A 17,541-nucleotide genomic window follows, 5' to 3' on the forward strand; every position below is an offset into this window, starting at 1 on the left:
GCCATCGATCGTATACGTCCTCGCGTTGGAGACCGTCCCGTTCACGCGAAGCGTAGGAGGATGATCGGGACGAGGTAGGTGAAGACGAGCTGCCACCAGGTCATGGGCTTCACCGCCAGTGAGATGAAGGGGCACATCACGAAGTTGCTCGGCAAGGCGGTCCACCAGAGAAAAGTGAGCGCTATTGTCGCAGAGCTCGACGAGCTCGATGGGTCGTCGACTCGCCTGAGCCGAAATCAGGATTCGCATCGCCGCGGCGAGCTGCCCGTCTTCTGGCGGAAGACCCAGCCAGAGCATTCCATGAGGCCCGCGGCCGTTGCATCGCCGGGGCGCGGTGGGACATCATGCAGCCATGGCCCGCACCGCTCCGGTCCCCAACATTCCCGCCATCCCCGGCATGAACCCCGGCGTCTTCATCCTGGGCGGCGGCGGGGGCGGCGGTGGTGGCAGCGGCCGGAGCGGCCGCGGCGGCGCGGGGAAGCAGGGCGCGGGCGGCGGCAATGGCGGCTCCAGCGCGAGCGGCGGCGGCAAGAGCGCGTCCTCTTCCTGCGGGTCGCCAGGCCAAGACGGCGGAGGATGCCCGAACCATCACGGCGGGAGGAACAGCGGAAAGGTGGCGCAGGGCGATCCGGTGGATGTGATCACCGGGCGGGTCTTCACCCTCCGCGAGACGGATCTCCACCTTCCCGGCCCGCTGCCATTCGAGTTCGCACGCGGGTACTCGAGCACAGCGCGCGACCGCGACTGCGGGCTGGGCTTCGGGTGGACCCACACGTTCTCGTGGGAGATCGAGCTGCGCTCGCGGCGGTGCCTTGTCGCGACGCCCGAGGGGATCGAGATCGAGTTTGGACACGCTCCGAGCGATGCGGCCGTGATCGGATCGGATGGTTGGCTCCTCCACCGCGACGGGTATGAGCTCGTGCTCGATGCCCCCGACGGGATCCGGCGCCGGTTCGAGCGCGATCCCACGGACAGCCTCGAGCGACGATTCCGTCTCGCGCTGGTCCAAGACCGCCATCGAAACCGCATCGCGCTACAGTGGGAGGGCGGCAGGCTCGCAGCCTTGATCGACAGCGTGGGGCGCCTCGTTTCGCTCCGCTCCAGCGAGCGCGGGCAGATCGCCGCGCTCGAGGTCATCTCCCCGTCTCGCCAGCGGTATGCCTTCGCCCGGTACACCTACGACGAGGCGGGGCGACTCGTCGCCGCCACGGACGCCGACGGCCACACGACGCGCTATGCCTATGACGACCGCAACCTGCTTCGCGAGCAGGAGGCCCCGACGGGTGTCACCTTCTGCTACCGCTACGACGATGCGGCCCGCTGCGTCGAGACATGGGGCGAGATCCCGGGCGGAGAGGAGACGATCCTCGCCGCGTCGGTGCCGAAGTTGCTCCACGACGGGACACGCGCACGCGGGATCCACCATTATCGCTTCCTCTATGGCGACGATGGTTACACCGAGGTGACCGATCCGATCACATCGCACCGTTATGCGGGTACGGTCCACGGCAAGGCCGAGATGGCGGTGCTGGGTGGTCGGGTGTTCACGCGCATCTACGACGAGCGCGGACACCTGTGCTCGTTCACGGATCCGGAAGGTGCCACGACGCGCTGGGAGCGCGATCTCCTAGGGTTCGAGACGCGAATCGTCGATCCGCTAGGCCGGGAAACATTGATAGAGCGGCTCCCAGGGGGCGATATCCGCCGGATCATCGATCCGGAAGGTGGCGTCACGGAGGTGAGTTACGGGCCCGGAAGCATCGTGTGGGTCGATCCGATCGGGGCGACCTTCGAGCTCCGGCACGACACGCCCGAGGCCTCCTGCGGGAAGCGGTGGCCCCCGACGGCCGCCGCACGCGCTACCGCCACGATCGGGATGGAAACCTGATCGAGGTAGCGGGCGAGCAGGGGGCGCGCTTTCATGCGACATACGACGAGCTTGGCCGGCGCACGTCGGTGACCGACGCCAAGGGCGCCGTCACCCGGTTCACGTGGAGTCCGGCGGGCAGATTGCTCGGCGTGACAGCGCCCGACGGCACGGCGGAGTGGGCGCGCTATGACGGTCGCGGTGTGCTGATCGCGACGACCGACGCGCTGGGGCGAACGACCGAGCTTAGGCGCGGCGGCACCGGGGTGCTCACGGAGGCCATTTTGCCTGATGGTCGCGCGGTCACGCTCCGCTACGACCGGCTTGAGCGGCTCGTGGAGATCCGTAATGCCCGTGGCGAGGTCTACACGATCGCGTACGATGCGCTCGGTCTACCGATTCACGAGCGCACGTTCGACGGACGCGAGCTCCGCTCGCGCTACGATGCATGCGGTCGGCTCATGGCTGTCGAGAGTGGGCACGGCACTCGCGTCGAGGTGGAGCGCGACCTCGCCGGACAGGTGGTCAAGCGTATCGATTCAGATGGGCGGGAGGAACGATTCGAGTACAACGGACGGGGCGAGCTGGTCCTCGCCGAGAGCGACGTCGGCACGTTCACCTTCGAGCGAAACGCGGCCGGCTGGGTGACACGGGAGGTGCAGACGGCCTTCGGACGCTCCATCGAGATTAGGACCGAGTACGATCTGCTCGGAGCCGTGGTCAAGCGCACGACGTCGCTGGGCCATGCGATGATGTGGCGACGGGACCGGGCGGCGCAGCGCGCCGATGTCGAGCTCGACGGGGGCGAGCGCGTCACGATCCACTACGGCGCCACAGGGCTCGAGGCGGAGCGGCGATTCTTGCGGGGTGGCGCGCGGGTGCAGTCCCGGTACGACGCGCTCGATCGGCTCGTCGGGCGGCAGCTGCTCGCGGATGTCGCGCGGCGCGAGGTACGGCCAGGCGAGCCGGATTGGGTCGGCCCAGGCGAGCCGTCGGTCCTCCTGGACCAGCGGTGGTCGTACACTCCAGCGGGCGAACTAGCGTGGGCGTGGGATGCCGAGCTCGGTGCCACACGCTTCGGCTACGACGCGTTGGGCCAGCTCCTCGCGGCGGTGCCGGAGCATGCCCAGAAGGAGCTCTTCGGGTACGACGAGACAGGCAATCTGCACGAGGCGGGCGAGACGGCCCCAGCGCGCCTGTACGAGGGCGACCAGCTGGTCGTGCGTGGAGGAGCACGTTATCGCTACGACGAGCAGGGCCGCCTCGTGGAAAAGCGCGCTTCCGGGCCTGGAGGCGGTGAGCAGGTCACTCATTACACGTGGTCTCCGCGGGGCCTCCTCCTCGAGGTGCGCCGACCTGACGGGGCCATGGTGCGCTTCGCGTACGATGCGCTCAGCCGGCGGATACAGAAGGCCTTGTGGCGGCAGGCGCCGGACGGACGACAGGTGCTCGCCGAGGCGACTCGCTTCGTATGGGACGGTACCGCGCTGGTGCACGAGATCCGTCAGGTCGGTGACGCCGTCCAGCAGCGGACCTACGTGTTCGATGGGGAGGGGACGCCTCTCGCGCACCGCGACGTGTGCCCAGGAACGGACGGAGAGCATGCCGGCGTGTGGATACACTATCTGAACGACCTCACCGGCTCGCCCGAGCGCCTCGTTCGAGGAGATGGCCGGGGGGTCGCCGTGCTCCGCCGGACCCCGTGGGGGCAGGTCGCGCCCGTGAGATCGTCGGAGGTGACCACACCGATACGTCTACTCGGCCAGTACGCGGACGAGGAGACGGGGCTCCATTACAACTGGCATCGCTATTACGACCCGGCGGTCGGGCGATACATCTCGCCCGATCCGATCGAGATCGAGGGAGGGCTCAACCCGTTCCGGTATGCGTTGAACCGGCCCACCTCGCTGGTTGATCCCGAAGGGCTCATCTACTCACGGATCGTCGACCGGAGCGGCAGGGTGCTCTACGACGGGCGCAACCCGGGTGAGGGGGGGAACGTGAGCCCGCCCGAGCACATCAGCGACAAGCCTTGCGCCGAGGCGCAGGCGCTCACGCAGATGTCGGGCGACATCCGCGCGCAGATCATGGCAGAGCAGAAGAGAACGCCCAGTGAAAAGCGGCTGAATCCTAAGCAGATCGATCAAGAGGTCAACGCTCGCATCAAGAAGACATTTCAGGAGCAGGAGCTGAGCATCGAGACGTTCGAGAGCAAATACGATGCGGACAGGAATCAAGGGCGGGTCGACCCGTGCGAGCGATGCGGCAGCATGTTCCGATCGCTCGGCATCACCGACTCGGTCGTGGGCGCCAAGGGCAGGCGCGGAGAGTTCGGCGTTTACAGCAAGGGCGGCGGCAAGAAGAGGCGGAGATGACCGGGGTGCGCGACGGCAGCGCCGAGTCACTCGGCGTCGCGTTACTGGACGCCGCGGAGGCATCGCTCAGTGCCCCGCTGTCTGCGCTTGCAGCCTTCCTGGGCGCCCTCGCCTGGCCGGTCCGGTGGTCCGCAGGCCAGGCGCGGGCGCGGCGGGCGCTCGCAGCGTGGTTCGTCGATGAGGACACGCGACGCTGCGTGCTCTACGGCCCGGCGGGCGTGGGTAAGACGCTGCTCTGCGCCGCGCTCGCGGCCGACGCACGCATAGACGCGGTCACGCCGGTGTTCGTGCCCGCGGGCCGAGCCCAGGGCCTCGCGCTTTGCCACCCGGTGCTCGCGCTGCTCGACGCCATGATGCGCGGAGCGGAGGGCCCGCCTGCGCCCGCCGACACGGCGCGCCTACGCCGGTCCGTCGCGCAGCGGATTGCGAGCGGGCGCGAGGAGGACGAGCCGCCCTGGCTCCTCCTGCTCGATGGGCTCGATCAGGTGGTCCTCACGCCGGGGGAGCCCGACCTGGGCGTGCTGGAGGACGTGGGCGAGCGGACCCGCGTGCTGGTCTCGGTGACCGGCGGACTCGACGCTGCCCGCGAGTGGTGCGCGCGGCTCGGGGGGAGCGAGGCGGAGACCGCGTTCGTGGAGGTCGGGGCGTGGACGCTCGCGGAGGCGGAGGAGCTCGGTGTGGCGCCGGGAGCCCGCTGGGCGGCCGCAAATGAGGCAGGGCCGGGGGGGCGCGTCGCGGCGGTGCGACGGGCGCTGCGGCGCAGGTGCGACGGCGCGCGCGCCGACGTGGCGCTCGCAGCGCTCGCACGGCTGCTCGCGCCCGCCGAGGCCGAGGCGCTCGGCCTGATCGTCGGTGAAGATGCTGTCCGGGCGCTTGACGCGGCGCGGGAGGACCTCGCCGGCACGGTGAGGTGGATCCCGGGCGAGCGGCGCGCGGCCTTCACACAGGAGGCTCTGAGGGCCGCGTGGGAGCGACAGACAGCGGCAGAGGGCGTGCTGCTCCAAGCGCGCATCCTCGATCTATCCCGCGCGGCGCTCGGGGCTGCAGGTGCAGCCCCGGCTTACCTGCGCGCGCACGCGGCCGCTCACCTGACGCTGGCCGGCGCCGGCGAAGAGGACCTGCGGCGCATCGCCGATCCCGCGTGGGCGAGCGTGACGTCGGCGGCGCGCGCGCCGGAGGTGCTCGCGGACCTGCGTCGCGCGCGGCTTTCGCTGGAGAGCAGCGTGGAGCAGGCTGCGGCCGCAGGAGGGGCGCCGCACCGCGTGGCGACGGCGCTCGGGGCCATCGCGCGTTGCGCGATGGCGACTGCGGTGGCGGAGGAGCGCATCGCGGAGGCGCGCTGGGCGCCGGCTCCGCTGCTCGCCGACGAGGGGGCGCGGGCGGGCTTCGACGCGGCCCGCGCGGCGGCGCTCTGCTGCCTCTCACAGCGTGCCTCGAGCGAGGTGGGCGATGGGCTGGCGGCGGCGGCGCTCGACCTCGCAGAGCGCGTGGTGTCCACGGCGCCGCTCCTGAGCCCGGTGGCTGCGGCACATGAGCTGGCTCCGGTCGCCCGGGAGGCTGCCGCTCGCGGGCGACCGGAGCTCGCGCGCGCTGCGCTGGAGGTGCTCCGTCGGCATGAGGGCGCCGCCGAGCGCGAGGACGCCGAGCTGCTGCGCCGCGACCAGCTGATCTTGCTCGGCTCCGCGCTGCCGGCGCCGGAGGTACCGGCGTGGGTCGAAGGCGTCGTGGCGCGAGCCCGGCGCGGAGGCTCGTCGGCGAGCGCGCTCGCGCGGCTGGTGGGCGACGAGGGGCTCGCGCCGGAAATCGCGCTGGCGCTGCGCCACGGCCTGGAAGCCGCTTCGCTGGAAGAACGGTGTGCGCTCCTGGCGCGGCTGGTTCCGTGGCTGCCTGCGCCGGAGCGCGACGCCGTTATCGCCGAGGCGCTCGATGGCTGGAGGCGCTGGATGGCGGACGCGGACGGGGCGCCGCCGCTCGACCCCACGTCGCAGGATGTCCTCTCCTCATGGCTGCCAGAGTCGGCGGCGCTGGCGATGCTGGAGGACGTGCCGATCTGGTCTGTGGGGGCGCTCGCGGCGAGGTTCGCCGCGCTGGGCCACACCGAGCGAGCTCGCGCGCTGGTCATGCGGTGGATGGAGTCGCCTGCGTACTGCGCGCCGGCGCTGCTGCGGGTGGCCGCGGCTGCGCCTCCTGAGGCGCGCGCTTCGCCGCGAGCGGAGCTCCTTTCGCTCGTCGGCGAGCTGTCGGGCTCGCAGCGGGCGACGCTGGTCCGGGAGCAGCCTGCTGCGTCGGCGGCCGTGCTCGGCGCCGAGGTGACGCTCGCGGCTGCGGAGGCCGGCGCCGACGAGTCCGGGGCCTATGGCGCGCTCGCGGCGCTCGCCGCGGTGGCGCCGCAGCTCCCGGAGCCGTTACGCCTCCGGGCGGCACGGCGGGCCGCGGAGCTCTACCGGGACGATCCGGACAGCGATGCGCTCGCGCACGTGGCGAGCCTCGCCCCCTGGCTGGTACCCGCGGAGGCGGCGCGGCTGGTCGCGAGCACTCTGGGCGATGTCGCGCCGCGAAACTCCGTGGGCAGCGTTCTCTGCGGCTGGGGGGGGATCGCGCAGCTCGCGCCGCTGCTTGCGCGCGCGGGCGGCGACGAGGCGTTGCTCGCGGCCGCGCGCGAGGTGCGGGCCGCCCTCGGGTGAGGCGGCGTGCGGCGGTCCCGCGCGCGCCTCAGGAGAGCGGCGGCGGAGCCGGCCGGCGCATCAGTACGAACGTCGCCATCACGAGCGACAGGAAACGCAGATCGAGCTGGCGCTCCCCTGCACGAACTCGAACCGGCGCATGGAGGCGAGCCTATCACGCCCTCACGCCCTCGGGGGCCGCCGCGCCCGGGGGCGCGGGCGCGACGTCGAACTCGATGTCTCCGTCGGCCAGCGTGAAGGTGGCATAGGCGAAGTCCCCGCTGGGCAAGTGCCATAGCGCCGTTCCGCCGCGCGCCACCGGCCTGCCATCCACGATCATCCACCCCGCGACGGGCGTCGACCAGCGCGCCTGCACCATGTCCCCTGGACGGTCGGGGTCATTCACATAGCGGTCGGTCGTGCTGAAGTCCGTGACCGCGCCCCGCTCGTCGACGAACACGCGCGCCGCGACGGTCCTCCCGTGGTCGGTGAGCGCCACGTCGAAGGAGCCGTCGTCGACCGCCGTCCACGTCGTCTCGGGGCCGAGCACCATCGACGGCGCGAACAGGATGGCGTCGTTCAGGTAGGTGACGAGCTCGCCGGTGTCGATCTTGACGCTGGCCTCGTCGACCACGCTGATGGTGTCGAGCAGGCGCCCGAGCATCCTGCCCTCGCCGCGCACGTACGTGTCGCGCACGAGCAGCGGCATGAGGCCATAGCGCAGCCGCATGTGGAAGATGCGCGCGATCCCGAGCCGCGTGTCGTACTGCCACGCCTCGCACGCCTTCCACGGCTGGTCCGGCCGCGTGCGGAACACGCCGGTCCACCGCGCGCGGAACGACCACACGCGCGGCCGGCCGACGACCCTCATGAAGCGCAGATAGCGCTGCGCCGTCGCGGGGAGCGCGGCGAGCTCGGCCTCGGTGACGCGAGCGCGCGGCCCCGGATCGCTCGCGAGGCCGGCCTCTGCGACCTCGCGGAGGAACTTCGCGCGCATGCTGCGCGAAGGCGCAAGGCCTGCGGTCGATGGGCTGCTGGACGTACGTTCGTTTTCCACGGAGGGCCTCCTCGGGAGGCGTCCGAGCAGGACCCGTGCCGGCCGCGCGGCCGCCCGATCGCCGCGAGGGGCGTCGCCCGGGCGCCTCAGGACGGCGGCGGAGAGGCCGGCCGGCGCACCAGCACGAACGGCGCGACCACGAGCGACAGGAACCGCAGGTCGAGCTGGAGCGGCCAGCGCGTGAGATCTTCGGCCGTGGGCTTGGTCAGCTTGCCGGCCGCGATCCAGGCCTGGACCTTGGCGGCGTCGTTCGCGGCGACGGCCTCGCCGACGTCGAGGAGGTCGAGGTCGGCCGCGACGAGGATGATCCCGTCGCGGGCCGCGTGGGCGCGGAGATCGGTCCAGAAGACCTCCCCGAGCGTCTTGGCGAGCTGTTCGCGCATGGGGGGCAGCATAGAGCCCCGGCGGCGGCCGCCAAGCCGGCAAGGCGCCGCGGGCGGCGGCGCGCCTCGCGGGCGCCGAGCCGCGGAGGGGGCCGCTCTCGGGCAGGGGAAGGGAGGGTGACGCGCCGCGCTGAGGCGCGTGCGCTCAGCGCCGCGCAGCGCCGGCAGCGCGCGACGGGCTCGGGCTCGCCTCGAGCGCTACCAGCCCATGTTGTGGTGAATCCAGCAGTCGATCTGCTCCCAGCCGATCGGCGTGCCGCGGTGGCCGTTGAGGATGTGGCCCGTGTCGGGGACGATCGCCTTCGTGACCCGCGCGGCGCTCGTGTAGAGCGCCGCGTCGGAGTTCACATAGGACGCCGGCTGCAGCTCGTCCGTCTCCCCGAACTGGATGAGCACCGGGCTCGTCACGCCCTGGATGCCGGCGAGCGAGGGGTCCTCGGAGACGGCGAGGAGGCTCAGGAACTGCCCGCGCGTGTACGTGTCGGCGATGGTGGCGTTGTCGAAGGCGATCAGCGCGGGATCCGCGTTCGCCGCGTCGTAGAAGATGTCGGTGCGGATCTCCGGCGGGATCGCGATATAGGGCGTCTGCAGCAGCGCGGAGATCGCCTCCGGAGGGACGGGGATCGGGTGCGGCGTGAACGCAAAGCCGGTGTTCACGAGGACGTCCGCGTCGTTGTACTTGCTCTGGACGAACGTGCTGATGATGGCGCCGTTCGAGTGGCCGACGAGCGCGATGCGCGTGAAGGGCGTCTTGAAGACCCCGCCGCGGGTGCGCATCTCGGTGAGGACCTGATGCACGCTCTCGGCCGTCTCTTCCAGGTCGAGGAAGTCGCCGTCCGGCCGGCTGCTCTCCCCGGCCCCGAGCATGTCGAGCGCGAGGACGGCGTATCCCTCCTTCGCCATGTGCCGGGCATAGGAATAGTCGCGTCCGCGGATCGACGGGATGTCCCAGTACTTATGCGTGTAGGTGAGCCCGTGGACGAGCACCTGAAGCGGGCGATACTTGTAGTGGTCGCGATAGTAGAGGTAGCCCACGACCTCGTATGTGTTGCCGTCGGAGAGGGTCACCGGGAACACCAGACGCTCGACCTTGGTGTGATGGCTCGACGACGACGCCTCGGCCTTGCTCGCGGGGAGAGAGGTGGCCGCGAGCGCCGCCGAGAAGAGAACCGTGCTGAGTGTGCGGGAATACAAATTCATCACTTGACCCTCATGGTTGCGGTAGGTGATGGGAGGTGAGGCAACGTCTCTCGCGGTGCGATACTCCGTGGTCTCTCAGCTCCAACACCACCTCGCAAGGCTCGCAAACACTGGACCAGAAAGCGTCTGATCCACCAAGATAGCTCACGACCCCTGCTCGCGCCGCTCTCGAACGGCATTTCTTAATGAGTTTCGTCTCGGGGGCGATGTCCGTGTGGACCGCTGGACCCGGCCGTCCCGCGGACGCGGCGCAGACGCCGCACGAATAGTTGCGTTGTGACGCAATGATTTGCGTCCGCGGATGACGCGGATGAACGATTCCCTGCAGATGCCGGCGCCCACATCCCGTTTCGGCTGCCGTGCTGGTGATAATTTTACTGCTATGCTTCAAGGTTCTTCGTCATCCGTCATGGCCAGGCGCCGCCGTCACCGCGTGATTCCGGGGTGATGCGCTGGTATGCGATTTTCGCGGCCGTACTGCACTCCGTCGGCTCGCGCATCGGCGACCAGCCCGAACGGGCGTTTCCGGGGATCCTCGACCCCAACGCGGGCGCGCTCCGCGGGGGCGCGGCGCGCAGGCGCGCGCCCGCGGAGTGTGGCAAGGTCGATGCCGCTCAGAAGCTCGCTTCGACGCCGAGGCTCGGGATGACGATGGGCCCGAGCTCCTCCGGCTCGCAGCCGCGCAGGATCGAGCACTCGTATTGCAGCGTCTCTTTGCCGGCCGTCGCGTTGAGCGCCTCGACCGTGAGCGAGATGGTTCGTCCCTCCCTGAGCACCCACCGCTTCTCCAGCCGCAGATCCAGCCGGAAGAACGCCGGCAGCCGCTCGGGCAGGCCCAGCCCTCGTACGTACCGAGCGATCTGCGCGCGCAGCCGCTCGCGCCGGCGGATGTCTTCCTCGGTGTCGGGGCGGTCCTTGCCGTCATCGGGTCGCTGCCCGTTCAGGGCGTCGTTCCCCCAGAGATCGTAATCGATCGTCATCGGAAGGCCGCTGTAGAACACCGCCCGGCCCCCGAGCTTCCAGCCGAGGCCCAGATCGACCGCGGCGGCCGCGTTGAGCACGTGCCGGCGGTCGAAGGCCGAGTCGAACGTCTCGCGGCCGACGTGGCGGACCGAGCGCGAGAGCGTATACGACACGAACCCTCCGACCCGCTTCGACAGGCTGCGATGCGCGTGGATCTCCAGGCCATGGGTGCTGCCGGTGCCGCGCAGCTCCGCCCGCTGCGCGAGGCCGATGTCGGTGCCGGGCAGCCGGTTGCCGAGGGCGTCGCTGAGGTCGAAGAACCCGCTCCGGAACGCGGTGATCGTCGCCTTGATCCCCTCGGGGAGCCGGAGCTCGACGCCGGCGCTCGCGAGCAGCCCTGTCTGCACGCCGCCTCGCAGGCCGCCGATCTGCAGGCCCGGCACGGCGCCGAGGAAGCTCGGCGGCTGGTGGGTCACGCCGAAGGCGCTCAGCAGGGCGATGCTCCGCGTCGCCTGCAGCCGCGTGGCGAGGCGCGGATCCACCGTCGCCGCGGTCTCGCCGCCCGAGGAGAAGAGGTCGCCGCGCACGCCCGGCACGATCTCGAGCGCGGGCGCGGGGCGCACGACGACGTCGGCCCAGAGCCCGGCGGCGAGGTCCTCCCGGGTCGTGAACAGGCGCGCGAGCGCCCGGTCGTTCCGGCTCGGGAAATCCCCGTCGTTCTCGCGGATGTCGATGTCGAACCGCTCCAGCTGCGCGTCGGCGCCGGCGCGCACGGTGAGCAGGTCCGACGCGGGCGCGGACAGCTCCACGCGCGCGCCGAGGAGGCGCGTGCTCCCGGCCCGCTCCCCGTCCTGGTTCGAGCTCTGCTCGTAGCCGACCGTGACGGCGTGCCGCAGGCGGCCGCCCCGGCGGAAGAACCGGTCGTAGCGCAGGTCGAGCCGGTGGAAGTCGCCGGCGAGCACCACGTCGGTCTCCCCGTCGTCCTCGATCTCGGCGAGGTAGTCGTGCGACCCGAAGGCGAAGAGCCCGACCCGGTCGTACGGAGAGAAATCGTAGGTGGCGCGCGCCTGGTAGTCCCAGTACCCGAGCTCCACGCCGGGCGAGAAGAGCGAGAGGAGCGCGCCCGGGTAGGCGTAGCGGCCGCCGACGAGCGCGGTGCCGCGGCCGTCGGCCCAGGGCGCCTCGACGAGGACGCCGGCGTCGAACAGCCGGACGTTGGCCTCGCCGTGGAAGAGGCGCGACGGCTCCCTCGTCTCGCCGGCGATGACGCCGCCCGTGTAGCGCCCGAAGCGCGCCGGGAAGCCGCCGGGGTAGAGATCGACCCGCTCGACGAGCGCCGGGTGGATCACGCTGGGGCCGAGCGCCACGTGGTAGAGCAGCGGGACGCGCACGCCGTCGACGAAGTAGCCGACGTTGCCGGGCGGCGCGCCGCGCACGAAGAAGTACGGCACGCCGGAGGCGATGGGCGTCACCCCGGGCATCGCCTCGACCGCGCGGAACGGGTCGCCGAACGCGCCCGGCATCTGGCGCACCTCCTCGCGGGTCATCGAGGTCGTCATCGGCGCCGCGCGCTCGCCCACGACCACGACGTCGATGGCCTGCGGCGGCGGGGGCGGCGGGGGCCGCGCCGGCGCGGGGCTCGCCAGGGGCGGCAGCGGCCCCGCGGCGGCCGGCGGAGGTGCGGCGGGCGCGGCGGGCGCGGTGGGCGCGGCGGGGCGAGGGTCGCGGAACGTCACGCGGAACAGGATGCGCGCGCCGATGGGCTGCCCGTCGCGGCGCGCGGGCTCGAACCGCCACGACGGCGCCGCGCGCGCGGCCGCGCTCGCGAACGGCTCCGCGCCCTCCGCCTCGACCGCGCCCACCGTCCCGTCGGCGCGCACCGTGATGCGGAGCACCACGGTCGCATCGCCGACGCCGCCGGGCGGGTAGGGCGGGTCCGTGGGGCCGAGCGGCGACGGCATGGTGACCTGCGCGGTCTGCGCCGCGGCGGCGCGGGGCTGCCCCTGCGCGGGCTCTGCCGTCGACTCGCCTTCCATCAGCGTCAGGAGCGCGCCGGCCGCCGCGGACGCGGCGATGGCCCGGCGCCGGCCGCGCGACGGGCGGCGATCCGCCGAGCGGGAGGCGCGCGGCGCTGCGGCGGCCGCGGCGCCGGTCGGGCTCCGGCGTCGCAGCTCCCTGTCCTCCGGCTCCTCCATCGGCGCTCCAGAAACCATGGAGAGTCGCGGCGGCATGCTCAAGCGAAACGCGCCGCCTCCGTCGCGCGCTCCTCGCGGTCGGCGCGCCGCGCCGCGCTCGCCGCGCTGGACGCTGGCGCCCTCGCTGCCGTAGAACGCAGGGAGCGTCGACGTGGGCTCGAACAGGAAGCGACAACGGAAGTCCTGGGGCTCGCGGGCGCTGGTCGCGCTCGTCGTCGCCGGGCTCAGCGCGGCGGGGGTCAAGTGCGGCCTGGAGCGCGCGCTCGAGGAGCTCGGCCTGGGCGGCGGCGAGGACCGGCCCTCCAGGCCGTCTCCGTCGTCCGGCCGCTCCAGCAGCCCCTCGCCGCCGAAGGGCGCCCCGACGAAGGGCGCGCCCTCGCCGCGGCCGCCGGCGCAGAGCGTCCACCTCGAGCTCGGCGTGCCGGCCCGCACCGGGGCGCAGGCCGCCCGGGCCGAGGCGTCCGACGATCACCTGATGATCAAGCCCCAGTACGCCCTCTCCTACAACCGCTCCAGGAACGTGGCGAACTGGGTCAGCTGGCGGCTCGACGCGGCGTCGTTCGGCGACGCGCCCCGCTACCGGGGCAAGTTCCTCGCCGACGCGGCGCTGCCGGACGGCTGGTACCGCGTGCAGCACGACGACTACACCGGCTCCGGCTTCGATCGCGGCCACATGGTCCGCTCCGAGGAGCGGACGCGGACCCCCGACGACAACAAGGCGACGTTCCTCCTCACGAACATCCTGCCGCAGCGGCACGACCTCAACGCCGGCCCGTGGCTCCGGCTCGAGGAGGCGTGCCAGGAGCTCGCGCAGAAGCAGCGGCGGGTGCTGTTCCTGATCGCCGGCGGCCTCTTCGACGGGCGCGCGCGCCCGGCCACCATCGGCAAGGGCGTCGCCGTGCCGGACGCGTTCTTCAAGGTCGCCGTGGTCCTCGAGCCGGGGCAGGGGCCGGACGACATCGGGCCCGCGACGCGCGTCATCGCGGCGGTGATGCCGAACGAGGCGGGGATCCTGGAGCAGGGCTGGGGGCAGTACCGCACGACGGTGGACGAGATCGAGCGGCGCGCGGGCTACGATTTCCTGACCGCCCTGCCCGAGGCGGTGCAGCGCGCGCTCGAGGCGCGCACCGACGACGGGCCCGTAGGCGGCCGCTGAGCGGCGCGATCAGGTCTCGACGACCCTGGTCTTCAGCCCGAGCCACGCGCCCGACGGGTGGCGGCCGACGACGTAGGCGTCGATGTCCACGCGCCCCACGCGGTAGACGCGGAGATCGGTCAGGTGGCGCTCCAGGAGCTCCGCGAGCTCCTGGTACCGCCCGGCGTCGGCCTGCGCCGCCTCGCCGGCCTCGGCGGGCGGATCGAGGACGGGCGCGAAGAAGTCGTCGAGGGTCGTGACCTCGACCGGCGCCTCGGCGGCGAGGCCCTCGGCCGCGCGGAGCGCGGCCGGCGTCGACGCGTCCCCGCGCGACAGGAACGGCTCCAGCGGGTGATCGGACTCGCTGGGGAAGAGCAGGTTCTGCGCGGCCTCCCCCAGGGAGGCGAGGATCTCTTCGGGCGACGCGGAAGGGGCCTGCATGCGGATCTCCGGAGGGCGGCGCGGCGAGGGCGGGCTCGCCGCGGGGGTCATTCTACCGTGAAGCCGAAGGCGTACGGCGCCTGCATCGGCACGCCGTCCGCGCCGAGCGTGCTCCTCACGTCGGAGACCACCACCTCGTAGGCGCCCGGCGCGAGCGGCTCGGCCGGCGTGAAGACCAGGCGGCCCGGCGCGGCCTCGACCACGGCGCCCGCGACCGGCTCGCCGTCGCGCGCCACCTGCACCGAGCCCGCGTAGCCGCCCGCGCCCTGCGGATCGACGTCGCCCGAGAAGCCGACCTCGATCGCGGGCGCCGCCGCGACGACGTCGCCGTCCGCGGGCGCCGTGCCGGACACGAGCGGATCCCGCCAGGAGCGGACCCCCTTGTCGATGTCGGGGAGCGCGCCGTCGTCCCACGCCGTGGAGGTGTTGTCGACGACCTGGGGGCCGCCGCCGAGCGGGATCGACACGGCGCGGTTCCTGACCCCGGTGATGCTCCCCCACCACTCCACGCGATCCCAGGTGCCGCGCGCGTACTTGTACTGGAGCTCGGTCCCCTCGGGGATCTCGACCGTGGTCTCCCAGATCCCGCCGCCCACGCGCGTCATCGGCGTAAGGCCCGGGTTCCACGGGCCGAGCGCGTCGATGCTGCCGGGCACGTAGATCGTGTCCAGCGCGGGCGTCTCCGGCGGGGCCCAGACGCGGAACGTGACGGCCACCCGGCGGGGCGTCGCCGCCTGCACGATCTCGTTCGACGCCGGCGACTCGGCGCCGTCCGCGTGCACGGCGCGGACGATGTAGAAGTAGGTCTGGTCGGCGGTCAGCCCTGCGTCCGTGAACGTCGTGAGCGCGCCGTCCACCTCGGCGCGCGGGGCGTCGCCGTAGAGCCCGCCGGGGAGGTGCCGGTAGACGCGGTACGCGACCGCCCCGGGCACCGCCCCCCAGGCCAGGTCGATCGAGGCGGCGCTCGCGCCCGTGACGCGCAGGTCGTCCGGCGCCGGGGGCGCCTCGTCCCGCGGGATCACCGTCACGGTCACCGGCGCGGCGTCGCCCACGGCCACGCTGACCGGCCCGCGCCCGGAGAGCCGGATCTCGAAGACCACCGTCGCCGTCGCGTCGGCGTTGATCCGGAGGAAGCGCGCGTCGACCGGCGCGCCGCCCACGATGAGGCCGATCGTGTCGCCGCCGACGAGGTTGCCCAGGTTGGTCACCTCGGCGGTCACCGCGACGACGTCGCCCTCCACGGCCACCGCCGGCAGGGCCACGTCCTCGACCACGTAGCGCGGCTCCCGGTAGTCCTCGAGGCTCGCCGTGTCCTCGGCGGTCGCCGGGCGGAGGCGGACCGCCTGGCCGCCGCCGGCCTCCATGGCCGCGACGAGCGTGTCGGCCGGCCTGACCAGGAACCGGCTCCGGGCGACAAGGGCCGGGTTCGTGTCGTAGTCGGCCTCGGCGTCGTCCGTGTAGGTCTCGGCGACGAACTGGCCCTCACCGAGGAAGTCGAGCGGGATCCGGAGCGCGCGCGGGGTGCTGTCCGTGCCGCTCCCGAGGTACCAGTCGCCCCCGCTCCGGCGCGCGACGGTCGTGTGCTCGCCGATCGCGGCGTTCAGCACGCGGGTCTCGTCCCAGGTCACCGGGACCTGCTCGATGAAGGCGAGCTCGGGCTGCCCCTCGTAGTGCTCGGGGACGTCGGTCACCATCTGGAGCCCGCTGAGCAGGATGACGTAGAGGGCGAGCTGGTGCGCGCGCGTCGTGTGCACCCGGGCGGGCGGGTTCCCGGCGAAGGGGCTCTCGGGGATCTTCTCCGGCGCCCAGAGGACGTCGAAGATGCCTGGGTTGTAGTCGACCGGGCCCCCGAGCATGCGGGTGAAGGGCACGGTCAGCGTGTGCGAGGCGGGGTTGCCGTCGCTCCAGGCCTCGTACTCCATGCCGCGCACCCCCTCGCGGCTCATGAAGTTGGGATACGTGCGCTCCTCCCCGGTCGGCTTGATGGGCTCGTGCGCGTTGACCATGATCTCGTGATCCGCGGCCCGCCTCGCCACCTCGGCGTAATGGTTCACCATCCGCTGGCTGTAGTGGTGATAGCCCGGGATGCTCCCGACGTATCCTGTCTTGATGGCGTGGATGCCGAGCGACTCGTAGAGCCCGAACGCGTCGTCGAGCTGGGCCTCGAAGCCGTCGACATTGGCGCCGGTCTCCATGTGCGCGACGAACCCGACCCCGCGCGCCGCCCCGTACGCGACGACCTCCTCGAGGTCGAAGCGGTCGTTCGACGCGGTGTAATCCATGTCGGTCCAGCTGCCGTCCCAGCCCTGGTTCCAGCCCTCGACGAGGACGTACGGGATGCCGTGCTCGCCCGCGAAGTCCATGTAGCGCTGCGTGTTCTCGGTCGTGGCGCCGACGTGCTCGCCCGGCTCCCAGGTCGACAGGCCCTTGTGGATCTCCCACCAGACGCCCATGTACTTGCCCGGCCGCAGCCACGACAGGTCGCCGTCGCAGATGGCGCACGGGTCGTTGAGGTTGAGGATCAGGTGCGACTCCAGGAGGCGCCCGGCGCCGGTGCCGATGGTCAGGGTGCGCCACGGCGTCTCGAAGGGCAGCGTGATCCGCGCCTTGACGGCGGAGCTCCCCGCGCCGCTCTGCGCCGGCACGAGCGCGCTCCGGAACGCGTGGGGGGCGCCCGGGAGCGCCTCCAGGGTCATGGCGGCGTAATCGTCGAGATCGGCCTCGTGCAAGGCCACGTAGAGGTCCTCCGCCAGCTGGACCGTCATGGGCGTATTGGCGTTCTCGACCGCGCTGAGCGCGCCGCGGTTGTACAGGGACTCGTCGCCCTCGAAGTCCGCGCGCGTCCACCAGGCGGTGCCGTCCGAGGCGAAGCGAAACTCGGTGTCCTCGGAGGTGACGGCGAGCTCGCCGAGACCCTCCTGCGCGGGGATGACGTACCGGAGGCCCAGCCCGTCGTCGAAGACGCGGAACACGACGTCGAGGCGCATCGCCGGCGCGCTCGACGCCAGGTGAACCGTGAGCTCGTTGTAATGGTCACGGACCTCGGAGGCGGCGCCCCACACCGGATTCCAGGTCGAGTCCACGGCCCGCCGATCGGCGCCGGTGACGCGCGCGCCGCGGCCGAGCGGCCCGAGATCGCCGAGGGCGAGGCCGAGCGCGGAGTCGGCGAGGATGGCCCTGCCCGCGCGCTCGACCGAATAGACGGGGACTCCGCCGTGGACGTCGAACGTCACGACGATCTCGCCGCCGGGAGACGTCACGC

At 72.3% G+C, this 17,541-nt stretch carries 10 protein-coding genes; 4 read left to right on the top strand and 6 right to left on the bottom strand.

Going from position 1 to position 17,541, the window contains the following annotated elements; genetic code table 11:
* The first annotated feature begins 352 nt into the window (after window positions 1-352).
* The 3 genes from WMF20_RS11055 to WMF20_RS11065 all read left to right on the top strand — a co-directional run bounded on the left by WMF20_RS11055 (window position 353) and on the right by WMF20_RS11065 (window position 6,926).
* Window positions 353-1,888: a DUF6531 domain-containing protein gene (locus WMF20_RS11055; RefSeq protein WP_437613046.1), complete on the top strand. Its 1,536-nt coding sequence runs from the start codon at window positions 353-355 to the stop codon at window positions 1,886-1,888.
* A complete protein-coding gene (locus WMF20_RS11060; protein WP_437613048.1) occupies window positions 1,834-4,242 on the top strand; it encodes an RHS repeat-associated core domain-containing protein in 2,409 nt (802 codons plus the stop codon). The genes WMF20_RS11055 and WMF20_RS11060 overlap by 55 nt, the downstream gene beginning before the upstream one ends.
* Before the next feature lie 197 nt (window positions 4,243-4,439).
* Window positions 4,440-6,926 (top strand): hypothetical protein, encoded by a 2,487-nt coding sequence (locus WMF20_RS11065; RefSeq protein ID WP_437613050.1) that lies wholly within the window; start codon window positions 4,440-4,442, stop codon window positions 6,924-6,926.
* 154 nt (window positions 6,927-7,080) lie between these two features.
* Here WMF20_RS11065 and WMF20_RS11070 read toward each other — a convergent pair whose 3' ends face one another.
* The 4 genes from WMF20_RS11070 to WMF20_RS11085 form a co-directional block, all read right to left on the bottom strand.
* Entirely contained in the window at window positions 7,081-7,962 is an 882-nt protein-coding gene (locus tag WMF20_RS11070) for a DUF6544 family protein (protein ID WP_437613052.1), read from the bottom strand.
* Window positions 7,963-8,048: 86 nt separating this feature from the next.
* Window positions 8,049-8,345 (bottom strand): DUF2288 domain-containing protein, encoded by a 297-nt coding sequence (locus WMF20_RS11075; protein ID WP_437613053.1) that lies wholly within the window; start codon window positions 8,343-8,345, stop codon window positions 8,049-8,051.
* 198 nt (window positions 8,346-8,543) lie between these two features.
* On the bottom strand, window positions 8,544-9,545 hold the full coding sequence (locus tag WMF20_RS11080) for an alpha/beta hydrolase (protein WP_129574307.1): 1,002 nt from the start codon (window positions 9,543-9,545) through the stop codon (window positions 8,544-8,546).
* Between the two features lie 614 nt (window positions 9,546-10,159).
* Complete coding sequence (locus WMF20_RS11085) at window positions 10,160-12,703, bottom strand: TonB-dependent receptor plug domain-containing protein (protein ID WP_437613056.1); 2,544 nt, start codon at window positions 12,701-12,703, stop codon at window positions 10,160-10,162.
* Between the two features lie 151 nt (window positions 12,704-12,854).
* Between WMF20_RS11085 and WMF20_RS11090 the strand changes: the two genes are divergently transcribed.
* Window positions 12,855-13,859, top strand: coding sequence for a DNA/RNA non-specific endonuclease (locus tag WMF20_RS11090; RefSeq protein WP_437613059.1), 1,005 nt, complete (start codon window positions 12,855-12,857; stop codon window positions 13,857-13,859).
* Window positions 13,860-13,868: 9 nt separating this feature from the next.
* On the opposite strand, the gene WMF20_RS11095 is transcribed toward WMF20_RS11090, so the two are convergent.
* Together WMF20_RS11095 and WMF20_RS11100 are read right to left on the bottom strand one after the other, a co-directional pair.
* Window positions 13,869-14,279 carry a nuclease A inhibitor family protein gene (locus tag WMF20_RS11095; protein ID WP_437613061.1) on the bottom strand — a complete coding sequence of 137 codons (411 nt, stop codon included), beginning with the start codon at window positions 14,277-14,279 and terminating at the stop codon, window positions 13,869-13,871.
* A 47-nt stretch (window positions 14,280-14,326) separates the two neighbouring features.
* On the bottom strand, window positions 14,327-17,539 hold the full coding sequence (locus WMF20_RS11100) for a glycoside hydrolase family 97 catalytic domain-containing protein (protein ID WP_437613063.1): 3,213 nt from the start codon (window positions 17,537-17,539) through the stop codon (window positions 14,327-14,329).
* Window positions 17,540-17,541 lie beyond the last annotated feature (2 nt).

This window comes from Sorangium sp. So ce834 (assembly GCF_051521425.1).
GTDB classification, from domain to species: Bacteria; Myxococcota_A; Polyangia; order Polyangiales; family Polyangiaceae; genus Sorangium; species Sorangium cellulosum_D.